Source organism: Roseburia sp. 831b, from assembly GCF_001940165.2.
In the GTDB taxonomy this organism is placed as follows: domain Bacteria; phylum Bacillota; class Clostridia; order Lachnospirales; family Lachnospiraceae; genus Roseburia.
This window is the reverse complement of sequence record NZ_CP135162.1, coordinates 106,642-123,848: the sequence shown is the minus strand read 5'-3', so window position 1 is coordinate 123,848 and position 17,207 is coordinate 106,642. Positions and strand designations below refer to the sequence as shown.

At 41.0% G+C, this 17,207-nt stretch carries 16 protein-coding genes, 1 pseudogene and 1 riboswitch; of the genes and pseudogenes, 1 reads left to right on the top strand and 16 read right to left on the bottom strand.

The features are described from left to right. Positions 1–87: 87 nt before the first annotated feature. The 12 genes from BIV16_RS00560 to BIV16_RS00505 form a co-directional block, all read right to left on the bottom strand. Positions 88–1,014: a radical SAM protein gene (locus BIV16_RS00560; RefSeq protein ID WP_242940357.1), complete on the bottom strand. Its 927-nt coding sequence runs from the start codon at positions 1,012–1,014 to the stop codon at positions 88–90. A 138-nt stretch (positions 1,015–1,152) separates the two neighbouring features. Continuing rightward, a complete protein-coding gene (pflB, locus tag BIV16_RS00555; RefSeq protein WP_075679888.1) occupies positions 1,153–3,381 on the bottom strand; it encodes a formate C-acetyltransferase in 2,229 nt (742 codons plus the stop codon). A gap of 182 nt (positions 3,382–3,563) precedes the next feature. Continuing rightward, positions 3,564–3,647, bottom strand: a riboswitch (ZMP/ZTP riboswitch). Positions 3,648–3,680: 33 nt separating this feature from the next. Next, positions 3,681–4,697 (bottom strand): radical SAM protein, encoded by a 1,017-nt coding sequence (locus tag BIV16_RS00550; protein WP_075679889.1) that lies wholly within the window; start codon positions 4,695–4,697, stop codon positions 3,681–3,683. 146 nt (positions 4,698–4,843) lie between these two features. Beyond that, positions 4,844–5,698, bottom strand: a complete 855-nt coding sequence (nudC, locus tag BIV16_RS00545; RefSeq protein WP_075679890.1) for an NAD(+) diphosphatase — start codon at positions 5,696–5,698, stop codon at positions 4,844–4,846. Positions 5,699–5,708: 10 nt separating this feature from the next. Next, positions 5,709–6,539 carry a magnesium transporter CorA family protein gene (locus tag BIV16_RS00540; RefSeq protein ID WP_075679891.1) on the bottom strand — a complete coding sequence of 277 codons (831 nt, stop codon included), beginning with the start codon at positions 6,537–6,539 and terminating at the stop codon, positions 5,709–5,711. A gap of 15 nt (positions 6,540–6,554) precedes the next feature. After that, a complete protein-coding gene (locus BIV16_RS00535) occupies positions 6,555–7,514 on the bottom strand; it encodes a tRNA dihydrouridine synthase (RefSeq protein ID WP_075679892.1) in 960 nt (319 codons plus the stop codon). A 10-nt stretch (positions 7,515–7,524) separates the two neighbouring features. Continuing rightward, entirely contained in the window at positions 7,525–9,324 is a 1,800-nt protein-coding gene (locus BIV16_RS00530; protein WP_075679893.1) for an ABC-F family ATP-binding cassette domain-containing protein, read from the bottom strand. A 126-nt stretch (positions 9,325–9,450) separates the two neighbouring features. Further along, positions 9,451–9,879 (bottom strand): hypothetical protein, encoded by a 429-nt coding sequence (locus BIV16_RS00525; protein WP_075679894.1) that lies wholly within the window; start codon positions 9,877–9,879, stop codon positions 9,451–9,453. A gap of 76 nt (positions 9,880–9,955) precedes the next feature. Beyond that, a complete protein-coding gene (locus BIV16_RS00520) occupies positions 9,956–10,399 on the bottom strand; it encodes a TspO/MBR family protein (protein WP_242940346.1) in 444 nt (147 codons plus the stop codon). An 86-nt stretch (positions 10,400–10,485) separates the two neighbouring features. Then, positions 10,486–11,754 (bottom strand): O-acetylhomoserine aminocarboxypropyltransferase/cysteine synthase family protein, encoded by a 1,269-nt coding sequence (locus BIV16_RS00515; RefSeq protein WP_075679896.1) that lies wholly within the window; start codon positions 11,752–11,754, stop codon positions 10,486–10,488. 22 nt (positions 11,755–11,776) lie between these two features. Then, entirely contained in the window at positions 11,777–12,049 is a 273-nt protein-coding gene (locus tag BIV16_RS00510) for a hypothetical protein (protein ID WP_075679897.1), read from the bottom strand. Positions 12,050–12,120: 71 nt separating this feature from the next. Beyond that, entirely contained in the window at positions 12,121–12,318 is a 198-nt protein-coding gene (locus BIV16_RS00505; protein WP_075679898.1) for a hypothetical protein, read from the bottom strand. On the opposite strand from BIV16_RS00505, the pseudogene BIV16_RS00500 reads away from it, so the two are divergent. Next, a pseudogene (locus BIV16_RS00500) lies at positions 12,307–13,684 on the top strand (transposase). The gene BIV16_RS00505 and the pseudogene BIV16_RS00500 overlap by 12 nt on opposite strands. 243 nt (positions 13,685–13,927) lie before the next feature. Here BIV16_RS00500 and BIV16_RS00495 read toward each other — a convergent pair. From BIV16_RS00495 to rplM, 4 genes are all read right to left on the bottom strand, one after another. Further along, positions 13,928–14,608, bottom strand: a complete 681-nt coding sequence (locus tag BIV16_RS00495) for a YczE/YyaS/YitT family protein (RefSeq protein ID WP_278335602.1) — start codon at positions 14,606–14,608, stop codon at positions 13,928–13,930. 47 nt (positions 14,609–14,655) lie between these two features. Then, positions 14,656–15,093, bottom strand: a complete 438-nt coding sequence (locus tag BIV16_RS00490) for a MarR family winged helix-turn-helix transcriptional regulator (protein ID WP_075679900.1) — start codon at positions 15,091–15,093, stop codon at positions 14,656–14,658. Between the two features lie 1,132 nt (positions 15,094–16,225). Then, positions 16,226–16,618, bottom strand: coding sequence for a 30S ribosomal protein S9 (gene rpsI / locus BIV16_RS00485; protein WP_075679901.1), 393 nt, complete (start codon positions 16,616–16,618; stop codon positions 16,226–16,228). Positions 16,619–16,634: 16 nt separating this feature from the next. Continuing rightward, entirely contained in the window at positions 16,635–17,063 is a 429-nt protein-coding gene (rplM, locus tag BIV16_RS00480; protein WP_075679902.1) for a 50S ribosomal protein L13, read from the bottom strand. Positions 17,064–17,207: the final 144 nt, after the last annotated feature.

Sequence of the window (17,207 nt, the reverse complement as noted above, 5' to 3'; positions counted from 1 at the left end):
GGATATCCAAACTGGATATCCCTTTGGTTAGATTCATTATAGAGCCTGCCCGGGCACAAAACAAGTCAAAAGCTTATTTATATTTTCTTAATTTTCCCCTGTTTTCTCCCTTTTCCAGGTAGAACAGATTTGTTCCCTTGCCCACGCCGCCTGTTCCTTGGTCGTCTGCGGTGTATCTTTTAGTGGGTACTCGATGCCGAGATTGTCGTACTTAACTTTTCCAAGCGAATGATACGGCAAAACTTCTAATTTTTCAACATTGGAAAGTGTGCTTAAAAATCTGCCAAGTTCTTTTAACTCGTGTTCTTCTAAGGTAATTCCTGGAACTACCACATGACGAATCCACACCGGTTTTCCAATCGAATCTAAGTATTTTGCAAAGGAAAGAATGTTCTGATTGGACTGACCGGTCAGTTTGCGATGCTCTGTATCGTCTATGTGCTTGATGTCAAGCATCACAAGGTCGGTTACCTCCATCAGACAGGCAATCTTTTCAAGCCGGTCTTTTTTCTGTTTTTCCCCTGGACATAAGGAATCTTCCATGCCTGGTATCTTCTCTTGACATAAAGAATCTTCCTTGTCTGCTAACTTTTCTGGACATAAGGAATCTTCCTTGCCTGATAACTTTTCTGGACATAAAGAATCTTCCATGCCTGGTATCTTCTCTTGACATAATACATTTTCTTGCGTCCCAGGAAACATAATGCCGGAAGTGTCCAGACAGGTAGGAATCCCTTTTTCTTTTGCCTTGGTGAAAAGCTCCAGTAAAAAATCCAGCTGCATCATCGGCTCGCCACCCGTTGCTGTAATTCCACCGGTCGCATAATAGGAACGGTTTCGTTCCATTTTTTCAATGATCTCATCTGCCTGCATCTTTGTTCCATCCTGCATATGCCAGGTGTCTGGATTGTGACAATACTGGCAGCGCATTGGACATCCTTCAAAAAATACAACGAAACGGACGCCTGGTCCGTCTACGGTTCCAAATGTTTCAAGTGAATGAATATATCCCATCTTTTCTTGTTCTCCCTGCGGCTTGCTCAAATTATATACAACTACTTTTGTAGTCATCAAGCTCCCCACAATCCTATTGCGAGGAGCCTGAATCATTTCAACTATTATTCTATCCAAAAATTTTAACCAGATATCGTCTTACATTCTTTCATGGAAAGTACGTGCAATTACCTCATCCTGCTGCTCTTTTGTCAGTTTGATGAAGTTTACTGCGTAACCGGATACACGGATGGTAAGCTGTGGATAAAGCTCTGGATGTTTCTGTGCATCTAATAAAGTGTCACGATTTAAAACATTTACATTTAAGTGATGTCCACCCTGGGATGCATAGCCGTCTAACAATGCAACCAAGTTTGTCTCCTGACCAGCTTCCTCTTTTCCTAATGCATCCGGCACGATGGTAAAGGTATTGGAAATACCATCCTGGGAATCCATAAATGGAATCTTTGCAACAGATGCAAGTGCTGCGACTGCTCCGTGGGTGTCACGTCCGTGCATTGGGTTTGCGCCTGGTGCAAATGCAACCCCTTTCTTTCTTCCGTCTGGTGTAGCACCTGTATTCTTGCCATAAGAAACATTGGATGTAATGGTTAAGATAGAGGTTGTCTGGATACCTCCACGGTAAGTGTGGTTTCCTTTTACATAACCGATAAAGGTGTGAAGAACCTCTTTTGCAATCTCATCGACACGGTCATCGTCGTTACCATATTTCGGGAAGTCACCTTCTACTTCGAAATCGATTGCGACACCATTCTCATCACGGATTGGTTTTACTTTTGCATATTTGATAGCGGAAAGAGAATCGGCTACAACGGAAAATCCTGCGATACCGGTTGCGAACCATCTTCTTACATTTTTGTCATGCAATGCCATCTCTAATTTTTCATAGCAGTATTTGTCATGCATGTAATGAATGATATTTAACGCATTGACATAAACACCTGCTAACCATTTCATCATGTCTTTGTATTTATCCCATACTTCATCGTAATCTAAATATTCGGATGTGATTGGACGGTATTTTGGTCCGACCTGTTTGCCGCTGATTTCATCCACACCACCGTTGATTGCGTAAAGAAGGCATTTTGCAAGGTTTGCTCTTGCTCCAAAGAACTGCATCTCTTTTCCAATTCTCATAGAGGATACGCAGCAAGCGATTCCGTAGTCATCTCCGTGAACCACACGCATGATATCATCATTTTCGTACTGGATTGCAGAGTGTGCGATGGATGTCTTTGCACAGAACTTCTTGAAGTTTTCCGGAAGTCTTGTAGACCAAAGTACGGTTAAGTTTGGTTCCGGTGCTGCTCCAATATTGTTCAAAGTATTTAAGTATCTATAAGACATCTTGGTTACCATATGTCTGCCATCTACGCCGACACCACCGATGGATTCGGTTACCCATGTAGGATCTCCGGCAAAAATGCTGTTATACTCTGGTGTACGTGCAAATTTAATCATACGAAGCTTCATGATGAACTGATCCACAATTTCCTGAATCTCTTTCTCTGTGAAAGTACCTTCTGCAAGATCTCGCTGTGCATAGATGTCTAAGAAGGTTGAGGTACGTCCTAAGGACATTGCCGCACCGTTCTGTTCCTTGACTGCTGCAAGGTAAGCAAAATAAACAGCCTGTGTTGCCTCTAACACATTGTTTGCCGGTTTTGAAATATCGCAGCCATAAATTTTTGCTAATTCTTTTAACATTTTAAGAGCACGAATCTGCTCGGATAATTCTTCTCTTTCACGAATCACATCGGAGTACATAATGGTACGTGTGGAATTTAACTGTTCCTCTTTGTCCTCAATCAGTCGGTCTACACCGTAAAGTGCCGGTCTTCTGTAATCACCGATGATACGTCCACGTCCGTAAGCATCCGGAAGTCCGGTAATGATATGTGCAGAACGGCAAGCTCTCATCTCTGGTGTATATGCATCAAAAACACCTGCGTTATGTGTTTTTCTATGTGTGGTAAAATATTCGACCACTTCCGGGTCTACTTTGTATCCATTATCTTCACAAGCTTTTACCGCCATACGGATTCCACCATAAGGCTGCAAGGAACGCTTGAAAGGTTTATCTGTCTGGAAACCGACAATTTTTTCTTTGTCTTTATCTAAATATCCTGGTCCATGAGAAGTGATTGTGGAAATAATCTTGGTGTCCATATCCAAAACACCGCCTGCTTCTCTTTCTTTCTTGGAAAGTTCTAAGACTTCCTGCCACAAATCTGTTGTGTCCTGTGTTGGTCCCTCTAAGAAAGAGTCATCACCATCATAAGGTGTGTAGTTTCTTTGAATAAAGTCCCTTACATTAATCTCACTTTCCCAGCTTCCTTTTTGAAAACTTCTCCATTCGTTTTGCATTTGATATCCTCCTTGTCAATTCCTACCGCTTTACTATGCGTTATTTTGTTGTTTTTTGCTGTAACAATCGTTACACTCCGTCACTTTTCTCGAAAAATGACATTGCCCGGGGGATCTTTGTATGTCGTTTTTTGCAGTTAGTTGTAACTAACTGTCGATACAAAGAAAACCGACAGTCCGAGCGATTCTGCCCAGACGGTCGGCATTGCTATTCTGTTATACTCCATGTGGTTCTTCCACTTTTTCCGTCAGTCATATAACAACATGAATATACCTAATTTTGCTTCCCACGTCAAGTGTTAACTTTTATATTTTTTCTCTATAGTCTCCGAATCGAGATATTTTTTTCCATTTTTCATACGGGGATGAAAGCCTGTTCCGGTGTCATAATCGGCACACATTCCCTCCACGCAGTTCCATTCAAAAAGCACGTCCTGGTCTAAGTTATTGCGGCATCGCTCCACTCCTGAATTGCAGTCAAGCACAGAAAAATGATAGTTCTTTTTGATACATTCTTCCATGATGTCATAGACCATTCCGTTGTCATAAAGATGATAAAAATAATCTTTATAGGCAAGGTAATCGTCACCCGGATAAAGTGCTTCCATCCGGTCACGGTTAAACTCGGTCAGATGAAGTTCGACCAAATCCAAATGGTCAAGACCAATCTCTTCAAAAAATGGCAGCAGACTCATCAATTTTTCACGGTTTAGCGGATAACTTGGCTCCTCCACCGTCACACGAAATCCCATCTCTTTGGCACGTTTCATATTTTCTAACACCTGCGGTGCAAAATCGCTGGCAGAGATATGGAAACGGATTTCATTGACATGAATCTTTTTCAATCTGGTCAGATTCTCTTCGTTGCAAAGGATTCCGTTGGTGTAAAGAAACGTGTATGGATTGATATCTTTTGCATAAATCAGCGGATACAGTTCCTTCGCATAGCGCTCAAACGTATCGAGGTAGAGCAGCGTCTCCCCTGCCGAGCAAAAAGAGACAATCGCCGGCCTGTAATTCTCGAAATCGCGCAGTTTCATCTTCTCAATTTCAATCTCCCGCTGCTCCTGACTGGCATCTAACAACAGTTCACTCTTGTTCTCATCGTAATAACAGTAGGGACATTTGCACATGCACTGTGTCCCGATGAAAAGATTCATCGACTGCTCTCCCGTGTAACAGTCCCGGCATCCAAACGAAATTTTCCCATAGTGGAAACAGTGTCCGTTCGCATGACATTCTGCGCCCAGCGCAAGTAACTCCTTCTGCCGTTTTATTTTTTTCTCTAAAATCTCCTGATATGGTACAACCCTCATATTCTTCTCCTATCTTGCGTAATCTTTATCAGGCATACTTAGACTTTTCTTATGTTCACTCATCGGAGCGAAATAGACTTGGCATTGTGCAAATTGCCAACAAGAAAGTGTTACGCTGCCTTATGACACCCGAATCTCTAAAAAAATTATGCTTCTTTTTCTTTCTCTGTGCGGAATTTCGTCATCATCTCTCTGGTCAGGCTGATTCCTTCGGAATCAGCGGGAACATCTTTGTAATGCACCCACTCTGCTACCGACAATTCTTCTTCATCCATCGAAATGGTATCGTCGCCGTCTAATTCTGCAAAATATCCGAGCAGCAAATTGCTGTCAAATCCCCAGGGCTGACTTTTATAATAACGGATATTTTTCACTTTGACACCGACTTCTTCCATCACTTCACGCATGACTGTCTGCTCTGCCGTCTCTCCAATCTCGGTAAATCCGGCAATCAGTGCATAACGCTTATATTCACGCCCTGCATATTTCGTCATCAGAATCCGATTCCCATCTGTCACCGCCACAATCACGGCAGGCGCAATCTTTGGGAACACGAGATTGTGACATTTTTCACATTCTAAGGCTCTCATCTCTTTTTTATGTATCAGCGGTGCGCCACATCGTCCGCAAAAACGGTTGTCCCGGTACCAGACGTAGAGGTGATATGCCGTTGCCCCTGCAAGCATGGCATCCATCGGGCGCATCGAACGAATCTCAAACATTCTGTGGAAGGAAAAACCATTCCAGTTCTCAAGAAAGCTTACATCTGCAAGGAAATAGTCCTCCTCGTCAATCGAAAACAAATAGCGGCAGAATGGCACTTCTTTTTTGAATTCGCGACAAATTGCAGTATAATCCTGATAGGTCAGGTACTCTATTTTCTTCTCTTTTTCCCGGAAAAAAATCAGATTCTCCCGAAATCCGATGATTTTACTTTCTTTTTCCGGACTTTTTTCCATGTAGTGATTTGTAAAATGCTTTGGTAAAATATCCTGAATCACTTTTTCTCTCCTAAAACCATTTTTTCTTTTTGAATATAATCAATAAAATCACGCAGACTGCCACACTGATGATGACAAATACCAGATAACTATATTTCCAGGATAATTCCGGCATGTATTTAAAATTCATGCCATACCAGCCTACCATAAGCGTCAGCGGCAAAAATACGGCTGTGATTACCGTAAAAATACGCATAAGATTATTCTGTTCAATATCAATCTGCGCCTGGTAAGCCTCGCGCATCTGTGTCACATAATCACGCAGATTTAACACACTGGAACGGAAACGCTCGGTCCGGTTTGCCAGAATCGTAAGGCGTCTGATGCATTCCTTGCTTAAAAGACCGTTGATGTTTGCAGTAAGGTTATCAAGCACGGAATCCACCTGTTCATAATAGCGTTTCAGGCGAAGCAGTTCCTTGCGGTAGCGCACAATCTTGCCAAGGTAGACTCTTCTGGAGCCGACCAGCGCCTCATCCTCCGTCTCCGTAATCTCATCTTCGATTTCTGCCAGATGATTGATGTCATTGCGCAAAAGTCCGGCAAAAAATAAGTATAACACCTGTTCGTTGTCCTGATTTTCCGGCATCAGGCTTTTTACTTTTTCTAAAGCCCTCTCTTCCTCGCATAAGAAAAATAAATTCTCTTTATCCATATAAATCATAATCTGAGAGGAACGCATCTGAACCTGCTCAATGTCATACCAGTCAAATGCAAGCAAATCATAATCCATATGGTCTTCGAATGTCTCCGTCTGATCCTCTTTGATATATTCGACAATCTTAGGGTCCAAAAATGCAAGATACTCTTCTACCTGTTCCTTTTTCAAAACCTTTTGCATGATGTACGCCTTTCTTTAAAACAATACGGTTGGCTGTTCCAAAATCTGCGATTCGTTTAAAAGCTGTTTTACTGCAAGCTCATATTCCATGAGACTTTGCGACTTTTTGATTTTCTTCATGTGTTTATCGGTGTGGTCGAACTGTTTTTCAAAATAAAACCACAGTTCTTTCATTTTGAACAAAATATTTTTATCACCGGAAAGTTCTTTTGCATATCCTTGTAACAATAAGCCATGAAATTCCTGGAATTCTTCCATCTCAAGACGTTTGCCGCCTTTTAATTCTCTTGCCAATGCCGGATTTGAAATAAGCCCTCTTCCAATCATGACCGTATCGCAGGAAGGAAAACGTTTTTGAAATTCTGCGACGTCCTCTTTCGTAAAAAGATTTCCGTTGTACACGACATTGCACCTGCTCTCCTGACATGCATAGGAAAAAGCTTCCCAGTCTGGCTTATTTTTATAAAAGTCTTTCTGCACCCGCGGATGTACCATCAGTTCGGATACCGGAAATTGATTGAAGATTTCCAGTAGCTGCCGAAATTCTCCTGCATCCTCCAGCCCGATTCTGGTCTTAATCGACATCGCAATTCCAATCTTGTCATACACTTGTTCTAAGTACATTTGTAGTTCTTTTGGATGTGCAAGAAATCCTGCTCCCCTTCCTTTTGCCACTACGGTTCCCGATGGACAGCCAAGATTTAGGTTGACTTCCTGGTAGCCATACTCTTTTTCTAATTTTTCGATTAATTTTATTGTATCATCGGCATCTTTTGAAATAATCTGCGGAACGAGCGGAATTCCACTGTTATGTTCCGACAGAATGTCATTGGTTTCCCTCGCGTTCATCGCCTTTTTCGTATGTGTTGTGATAAAGGGGGTAAAATAGCGGTCCACACCCCCAAAACACTGTGACAGCGCATTGCGAAAGATATAGCCGGTAATCCCCTCCATCGGGGCAAGATAAATCTTCATCGTTCGTTTCCTATCTTTCTGCCATCTTCTTGATGATTTCTTCCAAATCGACGGATAATTTTCCTGCCGTCTCGTAATCATAATTTTTCAGTGCAGCCTCGATGCGCACTTCAAACTCTTTTTTCTTTTGTTCGAGTTCCAGATAATCTTTATCAAAATGATTTGCGTAAATCATTTTGCGGAATGCCCTGCTGCTCATACGCCGGATTGTCTTGTCCTCCACATAAAGCACATAATCCACACAATTTACAATGGTATAAAAATCATGGGAAACCATAAGCACCGTTCCCGGATAGTCTGCAATCGCTTTTTCCAGGGCAATCTGCGCGTAAGTGTCCAGATGGCTGGTCGGCTCGTCTAACATCAGAAAATCGACATCCTGCGCACCTAATTTTGCAATCTGAAGCAGATTTTTCTCGCCGCCGGATAAGTTTTTGATGCGCTGATAGATGGATTCCTTCGGGAAGCAGTACTTTTCTAAATATGCCTCGATGTCTGCATCTTTTTCAAATCCCAGCTCCTCAAACTCCTGACACGGTGTGTGTTCCTCCGCAAGCGTCTCGCCCTGAATCTGCGACAAGAAGCCAATCCTGGTATCTGCATCTGTCTCAATCGCTTTGTTGTTATTGTGAAAAATTTCACGAAGCAGTGTGGTCTTTCCGGTTCCATTCGGACCTACCAAGGCAACCTTTTCGCCTTCCTGGATTTCAAAATCCACGTGTTCTAACAGCAAATCATCAAAGGACACCTCGTAATCCTTGATGCGAAGCAGTACCTTCTTGTCCGTACTCTGATTCTCTTCTGTATTCTGGCTGTTCTCAATCTCTTCCGGCTGGTTTCCTTTTCCTGTATGGAACGAAATCTCCGGCTGGCGCAGTTCCACAAATGGTGCCTTGATGCGGCGCTCCTCCAGACGATTTAACATGGAAACCCTTGCTCGAAGGGCTCTTCCTCTTGCTCCGTCTGCAAACTTCGTTGCGTCTGCCCTCAATTTCTCGACCAGCTTCTGGTTTCGCTCAATCTCATCCATATCTGCCTTGGCAAGTTCCTGCAATTCCATCTTCTTAAGCAATAAGGAGAAATGGTAATCGACATAATTTCCATCGAACTCCTGAATCTGCTTGTCCTCTAAATGAAGAATCTTGTTGAAGCAGTGGTTTAACAGATAACGGTTGTGCGTAATCACAAGCATCGTTCCCTTATGATTGTTAATCAGGTTGCAAAGTGCATTCAGGTTCTCAAAATCAAGATATACATCCGGCTCGTCCATAATCAAAAGTTCCGGCAGCAACAGCATTTCCTTCATGACCTGCAATAACTTATATTCTCCGCCACTCAACTTTGAGATGGCACGGTCCTCATACTGGGAAAAACCTGCCACCTTCAACTGTTTTCGAATATTGCTCTCATAGTTATCGGCATCAATGGCATCTGATAAGTCCAAAAGCTTCTGATACTCTTCAAAAATGGAGTCCAAATCCTCTGCCGTTCCCATCTGTTCACAGATTGCTGCAATCTGGCTTTGCAGCGTCACAAATGTCTCACTTAAGAACGCAAAAACCGTCTGCTCTCCTTCGTCCTCTCTCTTGGCAAACTGGCTCACATAGCCGATTCTGGCATTTTCGTCACGTTCTATTTTTCCATTGTACAAATACTCCTTCGGATTCTGAAGCATGGAAACCAATGTACTTTTTCCGGTTCCGTTACTTCCGATAAAGGCGCAGTGTACGCCATCTTCTAATGTAAATGAAATCCCCTGGTATAATTCCTTATCTGGAAAAGAATAGGATAATTTTTCAACTTTGATCATTCTACTTCCTCTTTCTTCGTGTCAGCTTTCCCCCATCATACCATAGATTTGATTGCAAAAAAAGGTAATATCATTTGATATTACCTGAATGTAAGAAAGCAGTCTTAAATTTTTTGCAGCCTCCATTTATAAAAATGGTTTCATTTTCTGATAAAATTTTTCTTCAACACGAATCAGATTCTCTGCAATCGCCTTTGCCGTTCCACTTGCGTTCGGATATCGGTTCTGATACTCACAAACCGACTGAACACCCATATTGCATCCGTCCATCATTAGTTTTGCAATCTGGTGGGAATCGTCCTCCTTCATCATCTTTATCTCAGTCGTAAACCAGGACATTGCACTTGCCATTGCTTTCGGCTCTTTTTCTTCCCACCCTGCCTCTTTTAACTGCATGGAGCTTTCCTGTTCTAAATGCTCGTGCTGCTCTTTGTAGTCCATCAGAATTTCCTTCTGTTTCTCATCCCTGGCGTATTCTAACACCTGCTCCATGCTGTTAATCGCCATCTTGCAGCCGGAATTACATTCCTCTAAAAGCTTTTTCGTATCTTCCATATCAATCATCCTGCCTTTCGCCTTTTCTTGCAATCAGTATCTGTAAAAAGAAAAGGTTTTATGCAGCCGGCAAAACTCACATCTCATGAAGTGCAATGGACAGGTTTAAGTAACCGGCAAATGTCACCCAGATGAGATATGGAAAAAGTAATTTTCCCGCGGTTTTATGGATGGCATAAAATTGCCGGATGGTAAGAAAAATGGCATACCACAAAAGAAGTAACCACACAAATGCCACGAGATAAGCATGAAAGCGGAAGAAAATAACAGACCAGCCTACGTTTAGAATCAGTTGAATCAAATACGTGGTCAGCGCCTGCTTTTTTTCTTCCGCCTGTAAATTCCATACCAGATAAGCCGCAATTCCCATCAAAAAATAAAGAATCGTCCATACGATTGGAAATACAAAGCCAGGAGGAGCAAGTGGCGGCTGGTAAAGCATTTTGTACTGCTCCATACTGTCTTTGGTCAGTAACGCAGACAGGGCTCCTGCTCCAAGGCTTAAACTTAAGCTTATCATTAATTTTTTCCAGTTTATTTGCTGCATCTAATCCACACTTTTTTCTTTATCTTATGATAATATCCACAAAAGTATGAACCTTATTTCTATTCTGCTGCTGCCTGTAATGCGCGGTCCAGGTCCTCGATGATATCTTCTATATTTTCCAGACCTACGGAGAAACGAACCATGCCGGCATTGATGCCTGCTGCCACAAGCTGCTCATCGGTCAGCTGACGATGCGTCTCACTTGCCGGATGAAGCACACAGGTTCTGATGTCTGCAACGTGAACCTCGTTGGATGCAAGCTTTAAAGAATCCATAAATCTTGCTGCTGCAGGTCTTCCTCCCTTGATGATAAAAGAAATGACACCACTGCATCCTTTTAAGTATTTCTGCGCTAACTCGTAATCTTCATTGGAAGGCAGTCCCGGGTAAAGTACACTTTCCACAACCGGTGATTCCTCCAAGTGTTTTGCAACTGCCATCGCATTCGCACAATACTGCTTCATACGAACCGGAAGCGTCTCAAGACCCAGATTCAATAAAAAGGCAGAATGTGCAGCCGGATAAACACCGAAGTCTCTCATCAGCTGCATTCTAGCTTTGACAATGTAAGCCATTTTTCCATAACTTTCGGTATAAGAAATTCCGTGATAAGATTCATCCGGCTCTGTAAGTTCCGGGAATTTGCCGTTTGTCCAGTCAAAGTTACCGCTGTCGACAATGACACCGCCAATCTGAACGGCATGTCCATCCATGTACTTGCTGGTGGAGTGGATAACGATATCGGCACCAAATTCAAAGGGTTTACATAAAATCGGTGTTGCAAAGGTATTGTCCATAATCAGAGGTACTCCCATCTCATGTGCAATGTTTGCAAACTTTTCAATATCAAATACTTTTAATGCCGGATTCGCGATGGTCTCACCAAAGACAAGCTTGGTATTTGGTTTAAATGCTGCCTTGATTTCTTCCACGGAAGCATCGCGGTCGACATAAATACATTCAATTCCTAACTTCTTCAAGGTAAATGAAAACAGATTGATGGTTCCTCCATAGATGGTTGGTGTACTTACAATACTGTCTCCTGCGGAACAGATATTTAAAATGGAAAGCAATGTTGCGGCCTGTCCGGATGTGGTACACATTGCACCAACACCACCCTCTAAGGCATTGATTTTCTCCTCAACTGCCATAACCGTTGGATTTCCAAATCTGGAATAGCAAAGGCCTTTGGTTGGATCATCAAAGATTGCTGCAACCTCTGCTGCAGAATCGTATACATAAGTTGTACTCTGTACAATTGGTAACACACGCGGTTCTCCGTTTCCAGGTGTATATCCTGCGTGTAAACATTTTGTCTCGTCTCTCATTCTTTTTCCCTCCTAGTTTCTTTTACTCTATTATAACATCAGAAACCTTATTCTGCGTTTGCAAATCATAAATTATCCAAAGATAATATGTCTCACCATCGACATCAATTTCATGCACTTCATCAATCTTCTGACTGTCAACAGTTACATTTTGAACATTCGAATTGTCTGTTACTCCCCAAGCTGGCAGAGCTTTGTAATACTTTTCTGCATTATTTTTATAAACATGATTTTTGCTTTGAGACAAATCTGCTAAAAATGTCTCTTTCCAAGTGTATTCATCATCACTCGCCATAAGATTTATCGCTAAATCCCTCTGTCCGCTGTAGTAATATCCATTTGCCTTTTTTATAAAATCATAACAAGTTACATAATGGCGCCTCTGATATATTTCTCCTTTTCTATTTTTGACAATTTAGGCGCTTGCGAAACGCCAAAAGCCGCATAAATACGGCTTTTTTTGTTGTTAAAATAAAATATCTCCTCAAGGTTTATGCTAAAATAGAGTTGTGAGAAACTATCAACCAATCCACCTAAAGGAGATATACCTACATGATAACACATAAACAGCTCTCTTTGGCAGAAGTTTTTGAAGATTGCCAAAATAAATTCGACAACGACAAATACCAGTTCCTTTCTCTTCTTGATGAAGCCATTAACCTTGATGAAATTGTTCCTGTTTCTTTTGTTACTCATTTTCATGCTTCAACCGGAAGACCTCGTAAGCACCAGCTTTATCCAATGCTTAAAGCTTTTCTGATTCAGCGTATATTCTCAATCCCGACTGATATGCTCCTAATCGTTTTCTTGAAATACTCTCAGGAATTACGTGATTTCTGTGGCTTTGATGTTGTTCCTGATGCCTCAAAATTTACCCGTTTTAAACAGGATTTCCTGATGGACTTACAATCTATGTTCGTTCACATGGTTGATATGACCGAACCGATATGCCAAAAACTTGATCCTCATCTGGCGGCTATGACCATCTTCGATACCTCTGGCATTGAAGCCTGGGTGACTGAAAATAATCCAAAATACGCAAACCGTATTATCAAGCAGTTAAAGGCTTTCAAGAAATCCCATAACCTTGATGATTCCTATGATCCTTATAAGGCTGCTTATGGTTCCATGCCTACGCATGCTGCTTCCAATCAGGCAATCCAGCAGATGTACATTAATGGACATTTCTGTTACGCCTATAAGTTTGGCATTGTAACCAACGGACTTGGTATTGTCCGTGATATCACTTTCTATAACAAAGAGTTCCTAAAGGCTCATCCGGATATCGTTGTGGAAAAGAAATCTGACTCTCCTGATGAGGATAAATCTCTTGCCGATTCAAAAGCCCTGCTTCCTGTCCTGGTTGATTTCTTTCAGAAGCATCCGCTTATCGCCCCTAAGACTTTTCTTGGTGATGCTGCTTTTGACACGATTGAAATCTACAAATCTCTTTTCGGTGAAATTGGATTTGAAAAAGCATTTATTCCTCTCCGCGTTAAACTTTCTATGGAAGATAACGGTTATACCATCAACGAAAATGGTGTTCCCTGTTGTCCTCATGATCCTTCGCTTCCTATGAAAAGAGAAGGTAGTAAATCACACTTAAAAAGCAAAATTCCCACGATGAAATTTGTCTGCCCGAAAATGAAATGGGAATACAATAAAGCAGATAAAACAAAACGCCGTGTATGCCATTGTGATAATCCCTGCACAACATCTTCCTGTGGAAGAATGATTTACGTTTATCCCGAAAAGAATCTTCGTGCCTATCCCGGAGTGGAACGGGGGTCAGACGAATGGGAAGAAACATATAAAATCCGTGTAAACGTTGAAAAATCTATTAACCACTTTAAAGACAGCTTTTGCGTAGCTAATCGTAAAACCCAGAACGAAAAAACGCTTCATGCCGATTTACTTTTGGCTGGCATAGCTCAACTTGTTACAGTAATCGTTGCTGATAAAATTCATCAACATCAATACATCCGAAGTCTTAAGCCTTTGATTGCTTAAAATTGAGATTTTATAAATTTTTCTGCTTCATACTAACTATGAAGCCTTTTTGTCATGCCCTAAATGAATGACTGCCACCTTCCATTCCAAGAATCCTGCATTGCAGGATTCTATCCTTGTTTTCAATCAAGATTGCGAACTTGTTTCGCAATTACCTATGAAATTATGCGTTTCCCTGAAGAAAACGGTCTCTTTTCTCTTCAAAAAGCTTTGTCAGCACACCAAGAACCGCTCCTACCAATACCGCTGCAACAATGGTTCCAACTCCAACAGAGCCTAATTTTCTCAAAATCAAGAGACAGGAAATCAGCGAAATTACGACCATCGAAATATCAAATCCCATTTTTACTTTACTAAATACAATATTTGTCTTATCCGAAATCGCCTTCATGGCTCCCTCTCCCGCCAGTGGCACAATATCGGCAGGCAGGTAAAAGAAAATGCCAATCGCAATTAAAACGGTGCTAAAAAGCATCAGCAGCATACGAATTACAAGATTGTCTGTCGATGGTAAAAAGGAAAACAGGTAATTCGAAAATGTCGTAAAATAGCCAAACAATATTCCAACTACAACCTGCAATAGATTCTTCATTTGAAATGCGCTTCTTAAAATTAAAACCTGCAGCAGAACTAACACAATGTGAAATAAAATCGTTGCTTTTCCCATCTCAAGCCCGGTGATACAGGTGATGGTATATGGAATCGAGCTGACCGGCGACACTCCTAAGTTTGATTTTACAGACATGGATACTCCCAATGTCATAATGAATAGTCCTATTATGTAAACCGGAAAACGTACCGCATAATTTTCTTTTCTTATTTTTTCAGTTACTCTTTTTCTCAATTTTCCATTCCTCCTGTTATTTTTTCCTTAGATGTCATAAATTCGTTTTATTTTTGTTCTTCTAATAATTCTATCAGATTTTGATTTACAAGCTGTAATAGTCTTGTAAATTCTTCTTTTTCTGATTGGGTCAGACCTTTTTCTGCCGCCTGATCCACCAGATAAAACGTTTTTTCTACCTCTTCGTGCAGAGCCTTTCCATGTTCTGTCATCGTCACGTAAAGTGACCTGCGGTTGCCTGGTTTCATCTTCCTTTCCACAAGTCCTCTGGACTCCATTCGTCCTAGAATCCCGGTTACAGAAGCCGAATCAAGTCCACATCCTGCAGCAATTTCCTTCTGCTCGCATGGCTCATGTTCTGCAAGAAATTCTAAAATTTTTGGCTCGCCAGGACGAAGTTCCGTCGTCTGCTTGATATGATGAACGATTGCTTTCTGGCAGTTCGTGTGGCAGGTTCTTAGCCTGTAATGTAAGGAATTTTCCATGTTAAACTCCATTCTTGTGCTTGAAAATTTTTTCATGAACCCCAATCTGTGGGTCGGGCTTTGTAGTTATGCATTGTTGGTGTTATGCATTGTTGGTGTTATGCGTTGTTGGTACTGTATAAATCTATGTAGTATGTGCGTGATTTTGTTTGTATGTGAATAGTTTGTATACAAACTATACGATTTATAATTATAACAGAATGGGGGAAATTGTCAAGAAGGAGGGTGTTGGAAGTAAAAACACGGAATCATAAGATATGTTTCTTAGAATAAAAAATCCCGGAAACTACTCCTCAGAAGAATCTACATACTACACCTAACTCGCGAAGATTGATTCATAACCTTGCGATTGATGAGACTCTCAAATATGCTTCACTCGCTCTTGATTGTGAATTGTCAGTTTAGGTTGATGCTACTAATGCAAATTTGTATTTCTAAATATTTCATAAAAATATTGCACCTGTATTCTTTCCTTGTTATCATAATATAAGTGCTACCCTATTCGGTAGGCGGTTCGTCCTTCAACAGAGGGACTGTGACCCTCTGTTTACATAGAAATCATCTAGTATGAAATCTTTCCATGGAGGGATGCCAATGTTGACTCTTGAAGGTCTCATTGCAGTTTTAAGTTTTGGCTTAACCTGCTTTGGACTTGGATATACACTCGGTAATAAATCACACAAAAAATAATCGCCCCCGGTCTGGTAAACTGAGGCGATTATTTTAATCAATTCATATACTGGACTAACCGTCTATCGGTAGCACCTTTTATATATTTATACTAACATTAACGAAAAAAAAAGTCAAAATGATTTTCAGACATTTTTATTAAATAACCTGTTTCTTCCCATACTTTCTTATCTGGGCAATAATATCTGAACGCACTTGATTCTCCCATTCTCATTGTATTCCAAGGCTTAAAATTCCTTGCTGTATCCCAATTCGAACATATTGAGCATCCTTCCCCATTGTCTTTGCAATCTCTATAATAGATACATTTCTCCCTGTAATTCGAGAATAGTTAATATTATACTGCACTTCCCAAAATCATAAGATGTGTCTTTCGAATGCAAAAAAATCCCGGAAACAAAACTGTTTCCGGGATAGATAAGTTCCAAACCAAATACGAATATTAACGTTTTGAGAACTGTGGTGCACGACGAGCTGCTTTGAGACCGTATTTCTTACGTTCTTTCATACGAGGATCACGTGTTAAGAATCCTGCTTTCTTAAGAACTGGTCTGTATTCAGCATCTACGTTAAGTAATGCACGAGCGATACCATGACGGATAGCACCAGCCTGACCTGTGTAACCACCACCACGAACGTTTACTAAAACGTCGAATTTATCAAGAGTCTCTGTTGCAGCTAATGGCTGACGAACGATAACTTTTAATGTCTCTAATCCAAGATATTCATCGATATCTCTTTTATTAATTGTAATTTTACCTGTACCTGGTACTAAATATACTCTGGCAACAGATGATTTTCTTCTTCCTGTTCCGTAATACTTTGTATTAGCCAATGTAGTTTACCTCCTATTAAAATGTTAAAGCTTCAGGTTTCTGAGCTGCATGTTTGTGATCTGGACCAGCATATACAAATAATTTTGTATACATCTGTCTTCCTAAAGGTCCCTTTGGAAGCATTCCCTTAACAGCAAACTCAATTACTCTTTCTGGGTGCTTGTTTAACATTTCTTTTAAAGTAGTTTCTTTCATACCACCTACATAGTCTGAATGATGGTAGTAAATTTTCTGGTCTAATTTCTTACCAGTTACTTTAATCTTCTCAGCGTTAACAACGATTACATAATCACCTGTATCGATGTGTGGTGTAAAAGTTGGTTTATTCTTTCCTCTTAATACTTTAGCAACTTCAGATGCTAAACGTCCTAATGTCTTACCTTCAGCGTCAACTACATACCATTTTCTCTCAATGGTAGCTGGGCTAGCCATAAAAGTTTTCATTGATTTTCCTCCTAGAATGTTATGTGACATTTCCACAATGCGAATGTCCGGCGCACCGCTTCCTCTGCCAAATAAATTGTATCAATCAAATGCACTCCGGGGCTTTGGAGTAACATTTTGTCTCTTTGTCAGACTTGAATATTA